Genomic DNA, 20,297 nt, shown 5'->3' with positions numbered 1-20,297 from the left:
CCCCCCCCCCCCCCCCCACGGCTCTCTTCCTTTGCATGGCGACACAACGCTTCCGCATCAGCTCCTGGGTCCTCGTACCGACGTTCTTCCTCGCCGCATGCACCTCAGGAACCGGCGACGGACCCGTTCACGCGAACTAGGCCTCCCCGAGCCGAACCACCTCGACCGCGGCGCAGCAGGAGAAGAAGCTCGGTGCCGAAGCCCGGTCGGCCCTCGAAGCCACCGCGACCGGCTCGCTGGTGGCCTCCGGTCTGGAGCGTGTGTCGGACGGACTGCACACTGATGCGGGCCTCTCCCCGGGCACCGCATACCGCCTGACCGTGGTGTGTGCCGGCACCGGAACCGCCGCCATCGAGTTCGCACCGGCTGGCGCGGCCGCGAAGAAGCCGGTTTCCTGCGACGGGACGACGGTCCTGGAACGCTTCACCGCGAAGCACGCGCAGCGCGTCGACATCAGCGGCGAGCAGGGCGCCACAGGGATGATCGCCTGGCGGATCGACAAGGTGTGAACCGACAAGGTGTGAACCGAAAGAGCATGAGTCGGGCGCCGGCCCGCTAGAGCTCGTAATCCCGCGCCAGCCCCTCCCAGTCCACCTCCCGCAACGCCCCCTCCGCCTCGCACTCGCACGGCACCCGCGTAGTCGGCTGGAACCAGACGACCGTGAGCGCCGAGCGGTACTGAAGCGGATCGTGGTCCGGGTCCAGTGCCGTGGACCGGAAAGAGCCGACGCAGGCGACGGGCGGCAGGAGCTCGACCGGGCCGAAGGCGCCCGCGTAGTGGTGCGGGTGTTCGCGCCGGGGTGGGACGAGGTGGATCGGGGTGGTGGGGAAGGTGTGTTCGGCGGTGCTGAGGAGGCTCTTGATCACCATGTCGTTGACCGGTTTGCAGGGGTAGCCCGGGCAGCCCTCCGGCATTCCTCCGTACGTCGACGACAGTCGTAGCTCGGCGAGGTCGACGGAGCGGCCGGAGGCGAGGACCACGCGGGTCAGGGATGTGGTCCGCGCTCTGTGCCGGTCGTGCATGGACTTCCTCTGCTCAGGCTCTGCTCGGTCTCTCGGTGTGTCGTCGGCTTCAGGGCCGATGCCCCGTCATTCGCGCCGCCGACGCGATCGTCGCCCGTGCCTCGCGTTCGGTCAGGCCGGTGTTGAGGGCCGCGTCGACCAGGGGGGCGACGAGGGCGGGGCCGATGCCGTTCTCGTAGGCGCGGCAGGCCGCCCAGAACAGGCGGGTGTTGCGCTGGCCCTCGTGCGCCGCGAGGACGAACTGGACCAGGCCCTGACCGTGGTCGCCGGCCGAGGGGTGTGTCGAGGGGTGGGTGGGGCGCGGCGGCGGCAGGAGGAGGCGGAGGAGGGCGGGCGGGCAGGCGGCGGGGGCGAGATGGGCGGTCCCGGGGGCTGACGAGTACACGCCGTGGTCGGTGCGGGAGCCGGGGCCGACGAGGTAGCCGCCGGCGCCGCGGATGTCGATGCCGGGGGCGAGGCGGCCGGCGGAGTTGGGGACGGCGGCGTCGGGCGGGCCGGTCAGCCAGAGGTGGCGGCCGCCGCTGGGGGTGAGGACGACGACCGTCTCGGGGATGGTGAAGAGGTGGCGCAGGGCCAGTTCGCGCAGGGCTGCCGAGGAGTCCGTACCGGATTTTGTGTCCAGGTCGACGCCGATCAGGTGGTGGGGCGGCAGGCCGCATGCGATGCCGTAGCCGGTTGCCCAGGGGGCCGCGGCGAACAGTTCGCGGATGCGCGCCGGGTCGGTCGAGGCGTCGTACACCCCGTGTCCGAGGCGGCCGCACTCGCCGTGGCAGGGCTGGGGTTCGGGGTCGTCGCGGTGGGGGGAGCGCAGGGCCGGGAGTTTGGTCCGGGACAGGGGGATGACGGCCAGTCCGCGCTCGGCGGCTGACAGGGCGTGTGCGAGGGCCAGCGTCGTGGCCTGCCGGTCGGTGGTGGCCATGCCTCCATGTTCGTACGTACGTTCGAAAAAGGGAAGGGGGGTCGGGTGCGACGCGCCAGGGGAGCAGGGGTTGGCCGGAAAAGTGCCGGAACGCTTCACCCCTTGCGCCGCTTGGGGTCGAGGTGTCCGTACCGCCCTGAATTGGGGCTTGGAAGTAGCGATAGGGGTTTATCGACTTGTCGTAGCACTTGAGGAGGAATGGTGCCTTCCGGGGTGGTTCGCCGGGGATTCGGTGGGCAACTCTGATCTCGCGACGTCGTGCACAGCATCGAGGCGGTCGGCCAACTGCCTTGGTAACAGCCGTACTTCAGCCGTACTTCACGTTGGTGTTCTGGAGGAACAACATGGCAAGCATCCGTACCGCCCGCGTCATCGCCGCCGTCTCCGCCCTTCCGCTGGCAGCCGCCCTGTTCACCGGCGTCGCGGCGGCGGACAACGGCGCCATCGCGGACAACGGATCGAACGCGGGTGTCGCGAGCGCCATCGGCAGCGGTGTCGGGCTCGACAACAACGGCAACTCGTCGACCACGCAGCAGAACGCGGTCGGCTCCGGCGCCTCGAACCAGAGCAACACCGCCCAGGTCAAGGGCTCCGCGTTCACGGCCGTCAACCAGGGGAACAAGAACGTGGCCATCAACTTCTCAGAGCTGTGGTGAGCCGACTCCCCTGACTTCAGGGGGTCGGGGTGTGCTCTGTGGGGTGTGACGCGTCTGCGCGGCGGTACTTCGGTGCCGCCGCGCAGGCGTTTTCGCGTGCGGGCCGCCGACCTTGACAGTGACCATTATCTGACGGACAGTCAGAAACTCTGACGGGGAACGAGGGAGACGGTGAGGGGGCGACATTGAGCGAGGACGAGCTGGGGACACGGCTGAAGGCCTACGAGGGGCGGCGCGCCGCCGTCTCCGGCAGAGGCAGGGATCCCGTCAACACGCCCATGATCCGGCACTGGTGCGAGGCGATGGGAGACATCAATCCGGCCTATGCGGGCCCCGACGCCATAGCTCCCCCCACCATGCTCCAGGCATGGACCATGGGCGGCCTCTCCGGCCACGAGGGACGCACGGGGGACTACGACGAACTGCTCACCCTGCTCGACGAGGCGGGCTGCACCTCGGTCGTCGCCACCGACTGCGAGCAGGAGTATGTGCGACCACTGCGGCCGGGGGACGAGATCACCTTCGCCACGGTGATCGAGTCGGTGTCGGACCGGAAGACGACGAAGCTGGGCACGGGGTACTTCGTCACGACGCGGACGGACGTCAAGGCGGGCCCGACTCTCGTGGGCACGCACCGCTTCCGCATCCTCAAGTACGCACCCACCCGCCGCAAGAAGCCGGAGCAGCCCGCCCTGCGACCCCGCCCGGTCGTCAACCGTGACAACGCCGGCTTCTGGGACGGAGTCGAGCGGCACCGACTGCTGATCCAGCGCTGCACCCACTGCGCGACCCTCCGCTTCCCCTGGCTGCCGGGCTGCAACAGCTGCGGCAGCCCGGACTGGGACACGGTCGAGGCGAGCGGCGAGGGGACGGTGTACTCGTACGTCGTCATGCACCACCCGCCCTTCCCGGCCTTCTCCCCTCCCTATGCGGTCGCCCTCATAGAACTCGCCGAGGGCGTGCGGATGATCAGCGACGTGGTGGGAGTGCCGTACGACAAGGTGCGCATCGGGCTGCCCGTGCGGCTCGAATTCCAGGTGTACGACGAGGAGTTGGTGCTGCCGGTGTTCCGTGCCCGGGAGGAGGAGGCCGTATGAGCGAGGTGGTCGTATGAGTGAGGTGCCGTATGAGGGCCGGTGAGAAGCTGCAGCCGCTGGAGATCCCGATCACCCGCACGCTGATCGTCGCCGGCGCCATCGCCTCCCGCGACTACCAGGACGTGCACCACGACGCCGAGTTGGCCCGGCAGAAGGGCTCCCCGGACATCTTCATGAACATCCTGACGACGAACGGCCTGGTCGGCCGCTACATCACCGACCACTTCGGCCCGACGGCGGTGCTCCGCAAGGTGGCCATACGGCTGGGGGCGCCCAACTACCCCGGGGACACGATGGTGTTGACGGGCACGGTGGAGAAAGTGGTCGAGGAGGTCGACGGTGATACGGCGACGGTCCGGGTGGTGGGGGCGAACGGCATCGGCAGCCATGTCACGGGCACGGTGACGGTCACCGTCCCCGCGGAAGGCCCCGGGGGTGCCGGATGAGCGTCCGCACCCGGGACGGCCTCGGCGGGCGGGCCGCGGTCGTCGGTATCGGGGCCACCGAGTTCTCCAAGGACTCGGGGCGCAGCGAACTGCGGCTGGCTGCGGAGGCGGTGCGGGCCGCGCTGGACGACGCAGGCCTGACGCCGGGGGACGTGGACGGGCTGGTCACGTTCACCATGGACACCAGCCCGGAGATCACCGTGGCCCAGGCCTGCGGGATCGGCGAACTCTCCTTCTTCTCCCGCATCCACTACGGCGGCGGCGCGGCCTGCGCGACCGTCCAGCAGGCGGCGCTCGCGGTGGCGACGGGGATCGCGGAGGTCGTGGTCTGCTACCGGGCGTTCAACGAGCGGTCGGGCCGCCGCTTCGGCTCCGGGGTGCAGCACCGGGAGCCGTCGGCGGAGGGTGCGGCACTCGGCTGGTCGCTGCCGTTCGGTCTGCTGACCCCGGCGTCCTGGGTGGCGATGGCCGCCCAGCGGTATCTGCACACCTACGGCCTGACCCCGGAGGCGTTCGGGCAGGTGGCGGTGGTCGACCGGAGATATGCGGCGACGAACCCGGCGGCGTACTTCCACGGCCGCCCGATCACTCTCGCCGATCATGCGGCCTCGCGCTGGATCGTCGAGCCGCTCAGACTCCTGGACTGCTGTCAGGAGACGGACGGCGGCCAGGCGATCGTCGTCACATCGGTGGAGCGGGCCCGCGATCTGCCGCATCCGCCCGCTGTCATAGCGGCGGCGGCCCAGGGCGCGGGCCGGGCGCAGGAGCAGATGACGAGCTTCTACCGGGACGAGCTGACCGGACTGCCGGAGATGGGAGTGGTGGCGCGGCAGCTGTGGCGCACCTCCGGGCTGACGCCGGCCGACATGGACGTGGCGATCCTGTACGACCACTTCACGCCGTTCGTGCTGATGCAACTGGAGGAGTTCGGGTTCTGCGGCAAGGGGGAGGCGGCGGACTTCGTGGCCGGGGAGTCGTTGCCGATCAACACGCACGGAGGACAGCTGGGAGAGGCCTACCTCCATGGGATGAACGGGATAGCGGAGGGGGTACGGCAGCTGCGCGGGACGGCAGTGAACCGAATACCGGGGGCGGGACGGGTCCTGGTCACCGCAGGTACCGGGGTGCCCACATCCGGCCTGATCCTGGCCGCGGACGACTCCTGACCGACTCCTGACTCGGGCAGCCCCCAGGGGTCATCCCGCAGTATCCCTGGTCCGTTTGTCCACCTACAGGAGGTGCAGCTACCTCCACCCCTACAACCTGAGGCGGACTCGGCTTCGGGACCTGCGGCCGATGAGCCGGAGGTGCCCGCGCTCATAGCGTGGAGCCATGACCACACCCGTCTGCACCAGTGCTTCGACTGCCGCCACGCCGGCGGCGCAGACCCTCCCGTATCCGTCGTTCGCTTCGTATGTGAGGGCCCGGCAGCCGGTGCTGCTGCGTACCGCCCGGTCGCTGACCGCGAACCCGAGCGACGCGGAGGACCTGCTGCAGACCGCGCTCACCAAGACGTACGTCGCCTGGGAGCGCATCGAGGACCACCGTGCGCTCGACGGCTATGTGCGCCGGGCGCTGCTGAACACGCGTACGTCGCAGTGGCGCAAGCGCAGGGTCGACGAGTTCATGTGCGAGGAGCTGCCCGAGCCGGAGCCCGTGCGCGGCGGGGACGACCCGGCCGAGCAGCAGGCGCTGCACGACGCGATGTGGCGGGCGATCATGAAGCTGCCCGCGCGGCAGCGGGCGATGGTCGTCCTCAGGTACTACGAGGATCTCAGCGAGGTCCAGACGGCCGAGGTGCTCGGGGTGTCGGTGGGCACGGTGAAGTCGGCGGTGTCGCGTGCGCTGGGCAAGTTGCGCGAGGATCCTGAGCTGGGGCTTGTGCGGTAATGCGGCTGCCTGGTGTCCGTCGAGGGCCGACCTGGTGGCTATTGGGGGCCGACGTGATGCGATCGATCATCGGCACCTAGTGACATACCACGCGGTATGTGCGCAGAATCAGCGCAGCCCGTACCACCGCGTAGGCAATGTCGCCCCGGGAGGACACCGTGCTGAGCACGATGCAGGACGTACCGCTGCTGATCTCGAGGATCCTGACCCACGGGTCGACGGTCCACGGGACATCGCAGGTGACCACCTGGACGGGAGAGGGCGAGCCGCACCGCCGCTCCTTCGCCGGGATCGGAGCCCGCGCGGCCCAGCTCGCGCACGCCCTGCGCGATGAACTGGGCGTCGTGGACGCCGACCGGGTGGCGACCCTCGCCTGGAACAACGCCGAGCATGTCGAGGCCTACTTCGCGATCCCCTCCATGGGCGCGGTGCTGCACACGCTCAACCTCCGACTGCCGGCCGAGCAGCTGGTGTGGATCGTCAACCACGCGAGCGACAAGGTCGTCATCGTCAACGGCTCGCTGCTCCCGCTGCTCGCCCCGCTGCTGCCGAAGCTGCCCACGATCGAGCACATCGTCGTCACCGGCCCCGGCGACCGCTCCCTCCTGGAGGGCGCCCGTCCCCAGGTCCACGAGTACGAGGACCTGATCGCGGACAAGCCGACCACCTACGACTGGCCGGAGCTGGACGAACGCCAGGCCGCCGCCATGTGCTACACCTCCGGCACCACGGGCGACCCCAAGGGCGTCGTCTACAGCCACCGTTCGATCTATCTGCACTCCATGCAGGTCAACATGGCCCAGTCGATGGGCCTGACCGACCAGGACACCTCGCTCGTCGTGGTCCCCCAGTTCCATGTCAACGCCTGGGGACTGCCGCACGCCACGTTCATGACCGGCGTCAACATGCTGATGCCGGACCGCTTCCTGCAGCCGGCACCGCTCGCCGAGATGATCGAGAGCGAGAAGCCCACCCATGCGGCGGCCGTCCCGACCATCTGGCAGGGCCTGCTCGCCGAGCTGACCGCCAAGCCGCGCGACGTCTCCTCCCTCACCCAGGTCACCATCGGCGGTTCGGCCTGTCCGCCGTCCCTCATGGCGGCCTTCGACAAGCTGGGCATGCGGGTCTGTCACGCCTGGGGCATGACGGAGACCTCGCCGCTCGGTACGATCGCCCGCCCGCCGGCCCATGCGGTCGGTACGGAGGAGGAGTTCGCGTACCGCCTCACCCAGGGCCGTTTCCCGGCCGGAGTCGAGGCCCGCCTCAGCGGCCCCGGCGGCGAGCGCCTCCCCTGGGACGGCGAGTCGGCCGGCGAGCTGGAGGTCCGCGGCAACTGGATCGCGGGCGCCTACTACAGCGGCCCCGACGCCGAACCCCTGCGCCCGGCCGACAAGTTCAGCGAGGACGGCTGGCTGAAGACGGGCGACGTCGGGACGATCTCTCCCGAGGGCTTCCTCACCCTCACCGACCGCGCCAAGGACGTCATCAAGTCCGGTGGCGAGTGGATCTCGTCGGTGGACCTGGAGAACGCCCTGATGTCGCACCCCGAGGTCGCCGAAGCGGCCGTAGTGGCCGTCCCCGACGAGAAGTGGGGCGAACGCCCGCTTGCCACCGTCGTGTTGAAGGAGGGCGCCACCGCCGACTTCGAGACCCTGCGCGCCTTCCTCGCCGACGAGGGCCACATCGCCAAGTGGCAGCTCCCGGAGCGCTGGACGATCATCGAGTCGGTGCCGAAGACGAGCGTCGGCAAGTTCGACAAGAAGGTGCTGCGCAGGCAGTACGCGCAGGGCGAGCTGGACGTCACCAAGCTCTGAGAGACGGGGTCGTACCCGGGGGCTACCGTCGCACGGCGGTAGCCCCCCACCCCAGCACCAGCCACACCCCCGCCACCGCGCACACCCCGCCCCAGCCCCAGTGGCCGAAGGCGAGGCCGGCCAGGGCCGAGGCGCTGGCGCCGCCTGCGAAGCCTGCGACGACGTAGGCACTGTTGGCGGTGGCCGGGGTCGAGGTCGTGGTGAGGGCGAGGGTCTGGTTGGCGACGTGGGAGGCGACCAGGGCCGCATGGACGGCGATCGCCGCCACGAACAGGGCCGCCAACACCCGCCCGCCCAGCCAGAAGAGCGGTACGGACACGGCGGCGAGCAGATACGCGGACCGTACGACCTTGGCTGCGCCGAAGCGGTCGACCAGTCCGCCCGCCAGGGGTGCCACCGCGCTGGCGGCCAGCCCGAAGAGGCCGAACAGACCGGCGGTCGCGGTGGACAGGCCGTACGACCGCCCGGTCAGCAGCAGGGCGAGCGAGGTCCACAGGGCGCTCCAGGCGCCGTACATCCCCGCCTGACGCACGCAGGCGCGCCACAGGTCGGGCGAGTGGCGCACGAGGGACGGCATGGTGGCCAGGCCCGAGAAGAGCGGGCCCTGGCGGCGGCGCGTCTCCGCGGGGAGGGCGAGCGCGGTCGCAAGACCCAGTACGGCGGTCAGTGCCGCCGCGCCCACGAAGGCCGTCCGCCAGCCGAAGGCCTGGCCGACCAGACCGCCGAGCACCCGGGCCGCCACGATGCCGGTGAACAGACCGGAGATGACGGCGGCGACATGGCGGGCGCGGCGGTCGGCGGGGGCGCGCGCGGCGACCAGTGGGACGAGGAGCTGGGGGACCACGGTGGCCGCGGAGGCGACCAGGACGGCGGCCGCGAGTGCGGTGGTCCCGGCGGCGGTGGCGCCGGTGACCAGGGCCGCGGCGGTGACCAGGGACAGGACGGCGACCAGGCGGCGCCGGTTCACGCTGTCGCCGAGCGGGGCGAAGAAGAGCAGGCCGGCCGCGTAGCCGAACTGCGCGACCGAGGCGATCCAGGCGACCGCCGAAGGGGTCGAGCCGAAGTCGTGGGCGATGAGGGGGAGCAGCGGCGCCGCGAGGTAGATGTTGGCGGCCGTGACGGCGGTGCACAGGGCGATGAGGGGGAGGAGCAGACGGGAGGCGCCGCCCGGCTCCCGCACCGGGGTCCGGGCCTGGTCCTGCTGGGCAGTGGTCACTGACGGCATGAGCGGAGGAACTCCTTCGAGCCAGCTCTAGCAACTAACTGGTTGGTTGGAATGTGAACAGCCTGCATCGCCCCCGAATTCCCTGTCAACCAAATAGTTGGTTACCTGTGCCTGCCCATTACCCTGACCCCATGGCAGTAAGAGACCCCGAGGCCACCAAGGCCCGGATCTTCGAGGCGGCGGTCGCCGAGTTCGCGCGGCACGGCATCGCGGGCGCCCGCATCGACCGCATCGCGAGCGCGGCCAAGGCCAACAAGCAGCTGATCTACGCCTACTTCGGCAACAAGGCGGAGCTGTTCACACAGGTCCTCGGCAAGAGCATGGTCGACCTCGCCGCCGCGGTGCCCGTCGACCCGGACGACATCGAGGGCTGGATCGACCGGCTGATGGACTACCACGCCGCCCACCCCGAGGTGCTGCGCCTCCTGTTCTGGGAGGGCATGCAGTACGGCTTCACCGAGCTCCCCGACGAGGACGAGCGTCAGGAGCACTACCGCCGCAAGGTCGCCGCTGTCCAGGACGGCCAGGACCGGGGCGTCATCACCGATGCGATTCCGGCCCGAGACCTGCTCTTCCTCCTGGTGGCCCTCGCCAACTGGGCCACCGTCGTCCCGCAGATGCGCCGCGTCCTGGTGGGCGCCGACGACACGGCCACGGACCGTCTGCGTGACTCCATCAAGGAGGCGGCCCGCAGGCTCGTCGCCAAGTGAGCCCCAAGCAGGGCTAGTTGGTCCCGATCCGCGACAGCAGGTCCACGATCCGCGCCTGCACCTCGCCGCTCGTGGAGCGCTCGGCGAGGAAGAGGACGGTCTCGCCGGAGGCCAGCCGGGGCAGGTCGGCCTGGTCGACGGCGGCGGTGTAGACGACGAGCGGGGTGCGGTTGAGCTGGCCGTTCGCGCGCAGCCAGTCGATGATCCCGGCCTGGCGGCGGTGCACCTGCATCAGGTCCATCACGACCAGGTTGGGCCGCAGCTGCCCCGCCAACGTCACCGCATCCGCATCACTCGCGGCCCGCGCCACCTGCATCCCCCGCCGCTCCAGCGTCGCGGTCAGCGCCAGCGCGATCTCCGCGTGCTCCTCGATCAGCAGCACCCGCGGCGGATGCTGCTCACTGTCCCGCGGCGCGAGCGCCTTCAGGAGTACGGCGGGGTCGGCGCCGTAGGCAGCCTCGCGCGTCGCCTGTCCGAGACCGGCCGTGACCATGACCGGGACCTCGGCGGCGACGGCCGCCTGCCGCAGGGACTGCAGAGCCGTCCGCGTGATGGGCCCGGTCAGCGGATCCACGAACAGCGCCGCCGGGAAGGCCGCGATCTGCGCGTCGACCTCCTCGCGCGAGTGCACGATGACGGGCCGGTAGCCGCGGTCGCTCAGCGCCTGCTGGGTCGTCACGTCCGGCGCGGGCCACACCAGCAGCCGCCGCGGGTTGTCCAGCGGCTCCGGCGGCAGCTCGTCGTCCATCGGCTGCGGCCGCGGGGTGTCCGCGATCTCGACGGCCCCACCGGGACCGTCCAGCGGCTCGGGCCCCTCGGCGGCGTTCTCGTCGGGCGCCCCTATGGCGTACGACCGCCCGGTGCCCTCGGTCACCTGCGCCAGCCGGGACTGCCCGGCGAGCGACGGCTGCGGCTGAGGCTGCGCCGGTACGGAGGCCTGTTCGGCCGCCGGGTGCGGACGGGCCGTCTGCTCCGGAGCTGCGGCGGCGGGTTCGGTCCGTGTACCCAGCTTGCGACGCCGGCCGGAACCGTTCGGGTTGTGCGGCGCGGGTGTGGCCGACGGCTGCTGCACCTGCGCGGCCTGCCGCGTGAACGGCACCCCCTGGCCCAGGGTCCGCACGCTGATCGCCTGGCCCTGAGTGGAGTTCGGGTCGACGGGGGCGGCCGGTGCGGTGGCCGCTTCGGCCGGGAGGGGCTGCGCGGGACGTGCCGGTGCCTGTGCGGCAGGGGCTTCCGGGGGGAGCGGGGTGCCGGGGGCCGGGGTGGACTGCGACGGTACGGGGGCGGGCTGACCGGGGGCCGCCTCCACGGGCGCCGCGGGAAGCGGCTGACCGGCGGCGGGCGCGACCTGGCCGGTGGCGTTCTGGGCGGGCGCGGCCTGCGCGGGAACGGGCGCGGCCTGCTGCACCGGCACCCCCTGCCCCGCAGTCTGCCCGGCGGCTTCCTGCGCCCCCGGCTGCGCCACGGCACGGCGCCGGCGGCCCGTCGGCGCGCTCGTGGGATGCGGCTGGGGCGGGGTGTGGTCGCCGGACTGATCATGCGGAACGGCATCGTGCCGGCCGTCGTCGATCAGGGCGTCACCGGAGGCATCCTGGCCACCCTGCCCGGGGACCTGCGGCTGAGCCGGAACCGGAGCCGGCACGGGCGGCTGCCCCTGCACCGGTACGGGTGCCTGCACGGGCACGGGACCGGGCACGGGCACAGGCGCCTGCGCCTCAGCGCCCGCGGGGGCCCGGTCCGCCTCCGCCGGAGGCAGAGCGAACACAGAGCGGGGAGCCGCCTCCTGCGCGGCGGCGCGATCGTTCGCGGCGGCCAGGGCTCGGCGACGCCGCCCGGTCGGCTCGGCGTTCTCCCCGTTGCCGGCGTTCTGAGTGCTCTGAGTGTTCTGTGCGGGCACAAGCTGGTCGCCCGGAGGAGGGGCCTGTCCGGCAGGTGTGGGGCCCGCGGGCAGCGCCGCCGGCAAGGCGCGCTGTTCGCCGCCGTCACGCCGCGCACGCCGACCGCCAGGCGCGGGCACGCCCTGCGGAGGAACGGTCCCGCCCAGTCCCGTACCGACGGCCGCGGTCCCGGCGCCATGCTCGCCGGCCATCACGACGGCACCCTCGGCGACACCGTCACCGGCACCCTCGGCCGACCGCCCGCGCCGCCGCCCGGTGCCACCGGAAACCTCCAGGGCACCCGCTGCCGAGGCGGCGGCAGACTCCTCGACCGCACGCCTGCGACGCCGCCCCGTGGGCACACCGCCCTCCGCGTCACCGGCCTCCGCGGAGTCACCGGACTCCCCCGGTACCTCGCTCTCCAGGAACGCGTCGACAGAGGACCGCCGCCCGCGCCGCCGCCCGCCACCGGAGGTCTGATCGGACGCGGCACCGTCGTCGGATTCAGCACCCGAAGCGTCGGCCGCGACGGCCCCGGCCCCACCCCCGATGGGCACCTCCAGCACATACGCGCTGCCGCTCATCCCGGGCACTTCGTGCGTCTGCAGCACACCGCCATGAGCCCGTACGATCCCGCGCACGATCGGCTCGTGCACCGGGTCTCCCCCGGCGTACGGCCCGCGCACCTCGATCCGCACGACCTCACCGCGCTGCGCGGCGGCCACGACGACCGTGTTGTCCATGTAACCGCCCGCCGACACGGGCGCGTTGCCGGTCGCGTCTACACCGGCGACATCCGCGATCAGATGGGCGAGCGCGCTCGCCAGACGCTGCGGATCGACCTCGGCCTCGATGGGCGGCGCATGCACGGCGAACTGCACCCGCCCGGGCCCGATCAGCTCCACGGCCCCGTCGACACCGGCGGCGACGACCGCGTCGAGCATGACCTTCGTACGACTGATCTGCTCGCTCCCGGCGTCGAGCAGCTGATAGCCGAGGACGTTGTCGATGAGAGTCGTGATCCGCGAGTACCCGGCCGACAGGTGATGCAGCACCTGATTGGCCTCGGGCCACAGCTGCCCGGCGTCGTCGGCGGCGAGGGCGGCCAGCTCGCGCCGCAGCTCGTCGAGCGGTCCGCGCAACGACCGCCCCAGCAGCGTCAGCAGCTGCTCGTGCCGCCCGGCAAGCGCCTCGTACCGGTCCTTCTCCCGCTCACCGAGCGCGGCATACCGCTCCTCGTTCGCGCCGAGTTCGTCGTCGTGCTGTTCCTGCAGCTCCTCGACCTCGGTGACATGCTTCTGGCGCAGTGCGGTGAGCTCGGAGGCGTGCTCCTCCTCGATCCGCTCGATCTCCTCCGCATACCGCTTCTCGCCGGCGTCCTTCTCCTCTGCCAGGGAGTCGTACGGCCGCCGGTCGGCGAAGGTCATCACAGCACCGACGAGCTGATCGCCGTCGCGGACCGGCGCGGTGGTGAGATCGACGGAGACCTGGTCGCCGCCCTTGGAGAACAGCACCTGCCCGCGCACCCGGTGCTTGCGCCCGGAGCGCAGGGTGTCGGCGAGCGGCGACTCCTCGTACGGGAACGGGGAACCGTCGGCCCGCGAGTGCAGCACGAGCCCGTGCAGCTCCTTGCCACCGAGATCACTCGCCCGATAACCCAGTATCTGAGCGGCAGCCGGATTGACGAGCACAATCCGCCCATCCGTATCGGTCCCGACCACACCCTCGGACGCGGCCCGCAGGATCATCTCGGTCTGCCGCTGCGAACGCGCCAGCTCGGCCTCGGTGTCCACGGTCCCGGTCAGATCGCGTACGACGAGCATCAGCAGCTCGTCGCTGCTGTAGCCGTAACCGTCGTAGGCCTGCTGCCCGTTCTCCAGATTGGCGCTGGTGACCTCGACCGGGAACTCGGCGCCGTCGGTCCGCCGCGCGATCATCCGCGTCGGCTTGGTCCGCCCGGCGGGATCCATGTGATCGGGCCGCCGCATGGACCCGGGAATGAGCTTGGAGTCGAACTGCGGCAGCAGATCGAGCAGCCCCCGCCCCACGAGAGCCGTCCCCGGCGCTTCAAAGGCCTCAAGCGCGATGGTGTTCGCGTTGACGACGGTCCCATTGGCGTTGACCAGCACCAACGCATCGGGAAGCGCGTCGAGTATGGCTGCGAGGCGAGCAGCGCCTCGGGATGGCCTGCTGCTCACGAGACGCTTCCTCCCTGTTACCGCACCTTGCCGACCGCTCGGGCCATCTTGCCAACCGGCCCGCGACGTGTCACGCGAGGGAGTCTACGGGCACTGGTTGCGCTCGCGACGCCGGATGAGAGGGAGGTCGCACGACGAGTTGAAGTAGAACGTGTGCCCGCATCCTCTGGCCTGCGCAGGCCTTCGCGAGACCTTCGCCGGACTCTTACGGAGTCCTGGGTTTCCCCGGTGAAAACCCTGTGCGAGTACCTACGGTTGCCATCCCTGCCATCCCTGCCATCCCTACGGTTGCCCTTGGGGCCGCAGATCGGGCAGCAACGGCACGAGCCGGTTCCAGCGCCCGATCTCACACCCGTTGCTGCGGTCGTACGACGCGTCCACGGGCCGCCCGGCCCAGGTCCCGGTGACATGCGCGATGGCGGGCCCGCCGTACTGCATGGTGCAGAAACTGTCCTCGGGCACGGGCGCGAAGGTGTCCCTGCCCCACCGCGCGACGCGATCGAGCGCCCCGCACGCGCCGCTCACATCGGGATGGTCGCCGCTGTCGGGATGGCAGTAGAGGTCGAACGTCCCGTCCGCACCGTCGCCCGCATGCTGGACGGTGACGGTGAGGTGGTCGCCGGCCCGGTCCTCGCCCTGTACGGGCGGCGGGAGCGCGGGGCGGCCGACCTCCGCGTGGGCGGCGGCGGGCACCACACAGGAGGCTGCAATGGCGGCAACGAAGAGGAACCGAGCGAACATGCCCTGACTAACGCGCCACTCCCGCGGTCGGCACGCCCGGCATGCCCGGCACAGTCGGCGGCGCGGCCAGGAAGGACTTTGCCCTGCGGCCTGCCTGCCTAGTACCGTGGGAGCCGATTGGTGACACCACGCTCGACTGTGTCATCATCTGCACGCACCACTCGCGCTCGCGCGGGCGGCTGTGCTGGAGGCGTCGCCTAGTCCGGTCTATGGCGCCGCACTGCTAATGCGGTTTGGGCCTCAAAGCCCATCGAGGGTTCAAATCCCTCCGCCTCCGCGCATGATCACCGAAGCCCCGGTCCACCCGACCGGGGCTTCGTCGTTCCCTGGGGTGCCTGTAGAGGCGTTTCCGCAGCTCACAAGGGGTGCGGCAAACGGATTTCACATGGCGGCGGCAGTCATGTAATGTTCTTCCTGTCGCCGCGAGCGGGCCGAAAGGACCAGGAACGGCAGAAAAACAAAACAAGCACTCGTAGCTTAACGGATAGAGCATCTGACTACGGATCAGAAGGTTGCAGGTTCGAATCCTGCCGAGTGCACAGAGGTCAAAGCCCCCTCGGGATCATCCCGGAGGGGGCTTTGTCGTGCCGAGGCCGCAACTTCATGGAGCGGGCTGGTAGGTCACGTTCGTATCGGCGCACCCCTCCGCGAGCTGCTTGAGTTCTGCGACTTCGTCGGCGTCGGCGGTGAGTCCCCAGCGGAGTTTGGTTCCGACCCATTCCGAGATGTAGCGGCACATGACATCGCCGGTCGGCGGCAGCCACTTGTACGGGTCCTTGTCGGCCTTGGCGCGGTTCGAGGCTGCTGACACGGCGACGAGGGAGGCCGGGGCATCGAGATCATTGGCGTAGGCCTCGCGCCGCGCCGCCGTCCATTGCGACGCCCCGGAAGCCCAAGCTTGGGCCAGCGGCACCATGTGGTCGACGTCCAAGGCGCCGGCCGAGGTGATCCACTCGGAGTCGTAGTACGACCACCAACGCCCTCCGGACAGCTTGCAGCCCGGAAGGACCTGGGGAGGGTCGACCGCCTCGGAGAGAAGCACCTCGGCTCGGGTGTTGCAGCCGTCGGTCGGGTTCTTGCCCGCGTTCCAGTGCTTGAAGCTCGTGCGCTGATAGCCGTCGCGCACCTCCGCAGCGAGCGGGAGTGCCTTGACCGCCGCCGCGATGGGGAGGGTGAACTCCGGGGCGGAGTGGCCCTGTGCTTGGGCTGGACTGGGTGCTGCGACGGGCACGACGAGGAGTACGACCGCAAGAGCGGCCCACTTGGGGTTCTTGATCACGTCAAGCAGAGTTGACTGCAAGTACCTCGTTCGAGGGGTTCGACTCGAATGAATGAGCCATACGGATGCCTCAGTTCACCGGACGGGTGTGCCAACAGCTACCCATTGAGGGGAGGGGTTGTCCCAATTTCCTTCTCATTCAGCCCCGTTCACGGGCGTTCTCGGCTGGGCGGGCGTCAGCCGCTTGTCTCCGGCCCCCAGCGTTCCGGCCCCACTCCGCGCCAGTCGATCCACGGCGCCCCCGCGACCTCGGCAGGGTCGATCTCCAGGCCGGCTCGGCGGAGGAACTCGGCGACGTCGGCCACGTTGTGGGCCAGGCCGAGGATCTCGCCGTCCACGCGCACGCGGCGGCCACCGGTGGGCGACGGCGGATGCACGATCACGCGAATCGGTCCGGACACGCCTTCAGGATCATCCGGGATGTACGGCTCCGCATTCCAGCGCGTCATTCGAGGATCCTCAGCGTCCGGAGCTCACGTCCCGGTCCGACCGTCGGCCCAGGGCACGCAGTTCCCACCATTCCGCGGCGCTTGGCCGTCGTTGCCGCCAGTGGGGGTGGAAGAACAGCTCAGCCGACAGCCGGTACAGGCGTCGGCGCACCTCGGTACGGCCTGGCTGCTCCGCAAGCTGCCGGTAGGTGGCGCTCCACTCCTGCTGCGCTCGGGCGAGGTCGGCGGGAATCGGTCGCATGGACAAATTCAATCATGTGTTCGATTTATGAGTCCATCGAGGAGGAGGACGTCGCCTGTGGCGTTGTGTCTGAGTGCTTCAGGGGAGCAGGGCGCCATCGCGGTAGTGGCCGTGGCCCCCGGTCGCACTCGAATCTGCGCTCACCGCGATCGGCAGGGCCGCCAACGACAACACGATGTTCTAGCCGTGGTTGCACGGTTCGCAGGCGTCGATTCGGCCCCGGGCGACCGTCAGGCCCCGGGGTGACCGTCAGTCCCTTTCATTCTTGCGTTTCGAGGGGTGCGGTAGCGCGTGGGCGGAGACAGCGCTCGGCGCCCGGAGCTGTGCTCCGGGCGCCGAGACCCAAGTCGGTCAGCTAGGTGACGCGATCAGTAGCTACCTATTCGCAGGTACTGGAACCGACGTGGTTGTTCTGGCCGCCCGCGTTGCCCTCGCCGTTGAGCGCATTGCCCAACAGGCCGTTGAGCAGCCCGACCTGACCGAGGATGTCGATGTTCAGGTCGTGGGACCTGCACCCGCCGCCTTCATGCATGAGGTGCGCGGGCTGGGCGGTGGCGGTGCCGGTGGCTATGAAGGTGAAGCTACCGAGGATGGCGGCCGCGACAGCGGCCTTGTGAAGCTTGCGCATGACTCCTCCTTGGGTGAATGGAGCGCACATCAAAGATCCACTAGGCGCTCATTTAGGAGGCTAATCCGATATGTCCCGCCGCGCTCTTCGGGGCTGGCAGAAGGGGTCAATCGCGCGCAACCGGGCGAACCGGGCATCGTTGCTCCGGTCACGTGGCAGGCCCGAATCCCGTTGATTTCACACGCATTTGAGGCCCCAAAGGATTCCAGGGCCTCGTGTTTTTCGGGATCTGACACCGACACAGATGGGCGGACACATCTGGACGAGTTCAAGCGGCGGCCGCCAGGCGGTCTCGTGGAGGTGCTCCTCGGTCAGGTCGTCCATGGTGGTGCTCGTCCGGGAGGGCAGGAGCGGCTTCATGGCGGTTTCCTTGAGTGTGCTCAGGCGGGCGTAGTACGGCTCGTAGACCTCGCAGGCGCGGGCCTCCACGCCCGACAGGGCGGCTACGCGGACCTGGCGTCGGTCCGCCGGGTCGGGACGGCGGGTGACGTAGCCGGCGCGTTCCAGGCGGTTGAGGATTCCGATGACCGCGCCCGTGGTGACGTGGGCGCGGGCTGCCAGGGCACCGGCCGTGAGCGGGTTCTCGCCAGCCTCGATGGCGTAGGCGAAGCAGGTCAGGTCGGTGACGTTCAGGTCGGAGCCTGCGGCTGCCGAGTCGGGGGCTGAGCTGGGGCGGGTTGCCTCGGGGTGGGAAGAATCGATACCTCTGACACCCGGCAAGAGCTGGTTGCGGCTTCGGACCCCCGCGTGCGGTATCCCCTTCCCGCCGCGCCAGGCCGTTGTCAGTGCCCCCTCTTACTCTCGTGAGCGATGGCACGGTCATGGAAGTGCACGGGACTGCGGTGGTCGGGGGACGGCCCCGTGCTGGTGTGGGACGGCGGGCGGGTGAGCTCGCTGCCGTGGGGGAAACGGGTGGCCTTCGGGGTCGCGGACGGGGGTGTGCGGACATGTGTGGGCGCGCGTGGACATGCGTGTCCGGTACGGGCGGTCGTGTCGGGGCGGAGTACGGGGGCGCGGTGCGAGGAGTGTGCGCGGCTGGACCGGGCGCACTCGGTGGCCGCCGACACGATCGCGGACGACCCGCGGCCGTACCACGTGTATCTGGCGTGGTTCGGGCCCGGCATGGTCAAGGTCGGGATCACGGCCGAGGAGCGGGGCTCCGCACGGCTGCTTGAGCAGGGTGCGGTGTGCTTCAGCTGGCTGGGGGTGGGGCCGCTGATGGCGGCGCGGCGCACCGAGGAGTTGCTGCGCGCCGCGCTCCAGGTGCCGGACCGGATTCCGTACGCCGAGAAGCGGGCAGTGCGGTCCGGGTTGCCGGTGGCGGAGGCGGAGCGGGCGGCAGAGGTCGAGGAGTTGCACGGGCGGGCGCTCGCACTCGACGGCTGGCCGGAGTCACTCGCCCGTGAGCCCTGCCAACCGGTCGATCACACCGAGGTGTTCGGGCTCGCCGACCTGCCGGCCGCCGTCGGCGAGGTGACCGAGCTTGTCGCGGGCGGGGCGGTGAACGGGCGGTTGGTTGCGGCGGCCGGGCCGGATCTGCATCTGGTGGCCGGGCGCGGCGTCGTTGTGCTGGATACGCGGTTGATGCGGGGGTGGGAGTTGCTTCCTGCCGCGGGACCTGTAGGAGAGGGCGAACTCACCCTTCCGATAAAGGAGTTCAAGCGTGGACCCAGCGCGCAGGACGGCTTGTTCTGAGTTGTCGGTCGAACCTGAACGGGCCGGCGTGCGGCGCCTCGGCCATGCGGTTCAGGTTGGGAGTCGGTCAGTAAGGCGGAGGAAGGCTGTCCGGACCCCTGGCGTGACCTGGAGTATTGGCCCGTCCGCGTCCTTAGGAGCCCCGATGCGTAGCCTGCTCAGCCGTCTCCGAAGGTGCCGTGGCGGTACCTGGGTCGCACGGCGAAAGGAGACTCAGATGACAGCCGAGTGGCAGAACGGGATGGCCGAAGCCCGGGCAGCCACCGGGTTCACAGGCAACGTCATCCAGCGCACCGTTGACAGCATCGGAGTGGCCCTTCGCCTCGATCGTCGCGCCGCCTTCTACGGGGAGCTCGGCTCCCTGCCCGACTCTGGTGGCTTCGAGGCATTCCTCACCGCCCTGGTGAGGGCCCTGCTGGTCCTGCCATCGCAGGGCGTGCCGCCGCGGTCGCCCTGTCCGGTTGGCCACCGGGACAGCGCCCGACACCCAACGGGGCCGCTACGACCGTGGTGAGGGCGCGGCCTGCGCGTTGGTGCTCGGCTCGGTCATCCGTGTCCCGCCAAGCCGGACCGGCCGCGGGACCGTTGAATCAGGCTACTTCCAAGGCCGCTGGCCACGAGCGGCAACCAACGTTTAAACAACCAAGATGAGCAGTGAATTGGCAAGCCCGATTAGCCTCTGGGCTACTCCGGCTGTAGCAGGCTGCCTCCTGGATCCGGGTCTATGGCGAGGCCGACACCGACCGCGGCATATTCGTAGAGTGAGTGTTGCGCGTTAGGGAGACAGAGGAGGAAATGACAGGCATAAAGCCCTCCTCCTCTGCCTGTCCCTATCTCACGCGGGGATAGGTGTCATGCACACTGGTTGCCGACGCCGTCGCAGTCGCCATCATCCCCGCCGTGGCGATAGGCGATGGGGCTGGACTGGACCGTTGTGGTCTTTGTGGCGGTGTGAAGGACTGACGGCGCGGCCATCGCGGATCCGGCCGTGGCTGCGAGAGCGAAGCCAAGGGCGGCGCCGATCGCGATTATTCGTGACATGGATATCTCCAGGCGTGTTTGGTGTGTTGCCTTGCGTCCATCACTCTGCCTACTCCTGCGGCGGGTTTCATCTCGGGCGCGGCCAATCGTGTGACCCGCGCGGAATCGTCCCGCCATGTCTCTGACGAGTGGGAATACCTGCGTTCCTGCTCCCGATTCCCCGATAACCGAATTCGAGGAGACCGGTGATCCGCCCCGAGAGAATCTCTCCCCGCATCAGCCTGCACTTGCCGTAACGCGCGATGGCGTCGCACGGTTCGCGGGCTACGGCCAAGAACGCGGAGTGCAACCTCGACAACAGAGGCTCCACTGTGGCCCATTGTTCGCCCGTCAGATCTCCACGTGCCGCGAACCCAAATCCGCCGGGA

At 70.1% G+C, this 20,297-nt stretch carries 20 protein-coding genes and 2 tRNA genes; 12 read left to right on the top strand and 10 right to left on the bottom strand.

The window, feature by feature from the left end; all coding sequences use genetic code 11:
* Nucleotides 1-239 precede the first annotated feature (239 nt).
* Complete coding sequence (locus P2Q00_RS44675; RefSeq protein ID WP_500692240.1) at nucleotides 240-509, top strand: DUF6023 family protein; 270 nt, start codon at nucleotides 240-242, stop codon at nucleotides 507-509.
* Between the two features lie 46 nt (nucleotides 510-555).
* Here P2Q00_RS44675 and P2Q00_RS44670 read toward each other — a convergent pair whose 3' ends face one another.
* Nucleotides 556-1,023, bottom strand: a complete 468-nt coding sequence (locus P2Q00_RS44670) for a hypothetical protein (RefSeq protein WP_275780525.1) — start codon at nucleotides 1,021-1,023, stop codon at nucleotides 556-558.
* 49 nt (nucleotides 1,024-1,072) lie between these two features.
* Nucleotides 1,073-1,942: a bifunctional DNA primase/polymerase gene (locus P2Q00_RS44665; RefSeq protein ID WP_275780523.1), complete on the bottom strand. Its 870-nt coding sequence runs from the start codon at nucleotides 1,940-1,942 to the stop codon at nucleotides 1,073-1,075.
* Between the two features lie 344 nt (nucleotides 1,943-2,286).
* Here P2Q00_RS44665 and P2Q00_RS44660 point away from each other — a divergent pair, with 344 nt between their 5' ends.
* From P2Q00_RS44660 to P2Q00_RS44635, 6 genes are all read left to right on the top strand, one after another.
* Complete coding sequence (locus P2Q00_RS44660) at nucleotides 2,287-2,598, top strand: hypothetical protein (protein WP_275780522.1); 312 nt, start codon at nucleotides 2,287-2,289, stop codon at nucleotides 2,596-2,598.
* Between the two features lie 185 nt (nucleotides 2,599-2,783).
* Complete coding sequence (locus P2Q00_RS44655; RefSeq protein WP_275780521.1) at nucleotides 2,784-3,695, top strand: bifunctional MaoC family dehydratase N-terminal/OB-fold nucleic acid binding domain-containing protein; 912 nt, start codon at nucleotides 2,784-2,786, stop codon at nucleotides 3,693-3,695.
* Between the two features lie 29 nt (nucleotides 3,696-3,724).
* Entirely contained in the window at nucleotides 3,725-4,141 is a 417-nt protein-coding gene (locus P2Q00_RS44650) for a MaoC family dehydratase (RefSeq protein WP_275780520.1), read from the top strand.
* Complete coding sequence (locus tag P2Q00_RS44645; RefSeq protein WP_275780519.1) at nucleotides 4,138-5,307, top strand: lipid-transfer protein; 1,170 nt, start codon at nucleotides 4,138-4,140, stop codon at nucleotides 5,305-5,307. The genes P2Q00_RS44650 and P2Q00_RS44645 overlap by 4 nt, the downstream gene beginning before the upstream one ends.
* Before the next feature lie 166 nt (nucleotides 5,308-5,473).
* Nucleotides 5,474-6,031, top strand: coding sequence for a SigE family RNA polymerase sigma factor (locus P2Q00_RS44640; RefSeq protein WP_275780518.1), 558 nt, complete (start codon nucleotides 5,474-5,476; stop codon nucleotides 6,029-6,031).
* A 137-nt stretch (nucleotides 6,032-6,168) separates the two neighbouring features.
* Nucleotides 6,169-7,845, top strand: a complete 1,677-nt coding sequence (locus P2Q00_RS44635; protein ID WP_275780517.1) for a long-chain fatty acid--CoA ligase — start codon at nucleotides 6,169-6,171, stop codon at nucleotides 7,843-7,845.
* Between the two features lie 22 nt (nucleotides 7,846-7,867).
* Here the strand turns inward: P2Q00_RS44635 and P2Q00_RS44630 are convergent, their stop codons facing one another.
* Nucleotides 7,868-9,070: an MFS transporter gene (locus P2Q00_RS44630; RefSeq protein WP_275780516.1), complete on the bottom strand. Its 1,203-nt coding sequence runs from the start codon at nucleotides 9,068-9,070 to the stop codon at nucleotides 7,868-7,870.
* A 131-nt stretch (nucleotides 9,071-9,201) separates the two neighbouring features.
* Here P2Q00_RS44630 and P2Q00_RS44625 point away from each other — a divergent pair, with 131 nt between their 5' ends.
* Nucleotides 9,202-9,780, top strand: a complete 579-nt coding sequence (locus tag P2Q00_RS44625; RefSeq protein ID WP_275780515.1) for a TetR/AcrR family transcriptional regulator — start codon at nucleotides 9,202-9,204, stop codon at nucleotides 9,778-9,780.
* A 13-nt stretch (nucleotides 9,781-9,793) separates the two neighbouring features.
* Here P2Q00_RS44625 and P2Q00_RS44620 read toward each other — a convergent pair whose 3' ends face one another.
* Both P2Q00_RS44620 and P2Q00_RS44615 read right to left on the bottom strand, forming a co-directional pair.
* Nucleotides 9,794-13,855 carry a PAS domain-containing protein gene (locus tag P2Q00_RS44620; RefSeq protein ID WP_275780514.1) on the bottom strand — a complete coding sequence of 1,354 codons (4,062 nt, stop codon included), beginning with the start codon at nucleotides 13,853-13,855 and terminating at the stop codon, nucleotides 9,794-9,796.
* 282 nt (nucleotides 13,856-14,137) lie between these two features.
* On the bottom strand, nucleotides 14,138-14,596 hold the full coding sequence (locus P2Q00_RS44615) for an SSI family serine proteinase inhibitor (RefSeq protein ID WP_275780513.1): 459 nt from the start codon (nucleotides 14,594-14,596) through the stop codon (nucleotides 14,138-14,140).
* A gap of 186 nt (nucleotides 14,597-14,782) precedes the next feature.
* Between P2Q00_RS44615 and P2Q00_RS44610 the strand changes: the two genes are divergently transcribed.
* Nucleotides 14,783-14,873: transfer RNA gene (locus tag P2Q00_RS44610), tRNA-Ser, on the top strand.
* A gap of 189 nt (nucleotides 14,874-15,062) precedes the next feature.
* Nucleotides 15,063-15,135 (top strand) — tRNA-Arg (locus tag P2Q00_RS44605).
* 62 nt (nucleotides 15,136-15,197) lie between these two features.
* On the opposite strand, the gene P2Q00_RS44600 is transcribed toward P2Q00_RS44605, so the two are convergent.
* The 5 genes from P2Q00_RS44600 to P2Q00_RS44580 all read right to left on the bottom strand — a co-directional run bounded on the left by P2Q00_RS44600 (nucleotide 15,198) and on the right by P2Q00_RS44580 (nucleotide 17,826).
* A complete protein-coding gene (locus P2Q00_RS44600; protein ID WP_275780512.1) occupies nucleotides 15,198-15,875 on the bottom strand; it encodes an HNH endonuclease family protein in 678 nt (225 codons plus the stop codon).
* A 176-nt stretch (nucleotides 15,876-16,051) separates the two neighbouring features.
* Nucleotides 16,052-16,276 (bottom strand): hypothetical protein, encoded by a 225-nt coding sequence (locus P2Q00_RS44595; protein WP_275780511.1) that lies wholly within the window; start codon nucleotides 16,274-16,276, stop codon nucleotides 16,052-16,054.
* Between the two features lie 58 nt (nucleotides 16,277-16,334).
* Entirely contained in the window at nucleotides 16,335-16,565 is a 231-nt protein-coding gene (locus P2Q00_RS44590; RefSeq protein ID WP_275780510.1) for a DUF8825 domain-containing protein, read from the bottom strand.
* A 379-nt stretch (nucleotides 16,566-16,944) separates the two neighbouring features.
* Complete coding sequence (locus P2Q00_RS44585) at nucleotides 16,945-17,193, bottom strand: hypothetical protein (protein WP_275780509.1); 249 nt, start codon at nucleotides 17,191-17,193, stop codon at nucleotides 16,945-16,947.
* A 177-nt stretch (nucleotides 17,194-17,370) separates the two neighbouring features.
* A complete protein-coding gene (locus P2Q00_RS44580) occupies nucleotides 17,371-17,826 on the bottom strand; it encodes a MarR family transcriptional regulator (protein ID WP_275780537.1) in 456 nt (151 codons plus the stop codon).
* A gap of 177 nt (nucleotides 17,827-18,003) precedes the next feature.
* Between P2Q00_RS44580 and P2Q00_RS44575 the strand changes: the two genes are divergently transcribed.
* Complete coding sequence (locus P2Q00_RS44575) at nucleotides 18,004-18,888, top strand: DUF2797 domain-containing protein (protein ID WP_275780507.1); 885 nt, start codon at nucleotides 18,004-18,006, stop codon at nucleotides 18,886-18,888.
* A 217-nt stretch (nucleotides 18,889-19,105) separates the two neighbouring features.
* Nucleotides 19,106-19,402, top strand: coding sequence for a hypothetical protein (locus P2Q00_RS44570; protein ID WP_275780506.1), 297 nt, complete (start codon nucleotides 19,106-19,108; stop codon nucleotides 19,400-19,402).
* The last annotated feature ends 895 nt before the right edge of the window (nucleotides 19,403-20,297 follow it).

The sequence above is a fragment of the Streptomyces coacervatus genome (assembly GCF_029223485.1).
Classification (GTDB): Bacteria; Actinomycetota; Actinomycetes; order Streptomycetales; family Streptomycetaceae; genus Streptomyces; species Streptomyces coacervatus.
The sequence above is the reverse complement of the archived record's forward strand: the minus strand, read 5'-3'. Positions and strand labels throughout refer to the sequence as shown.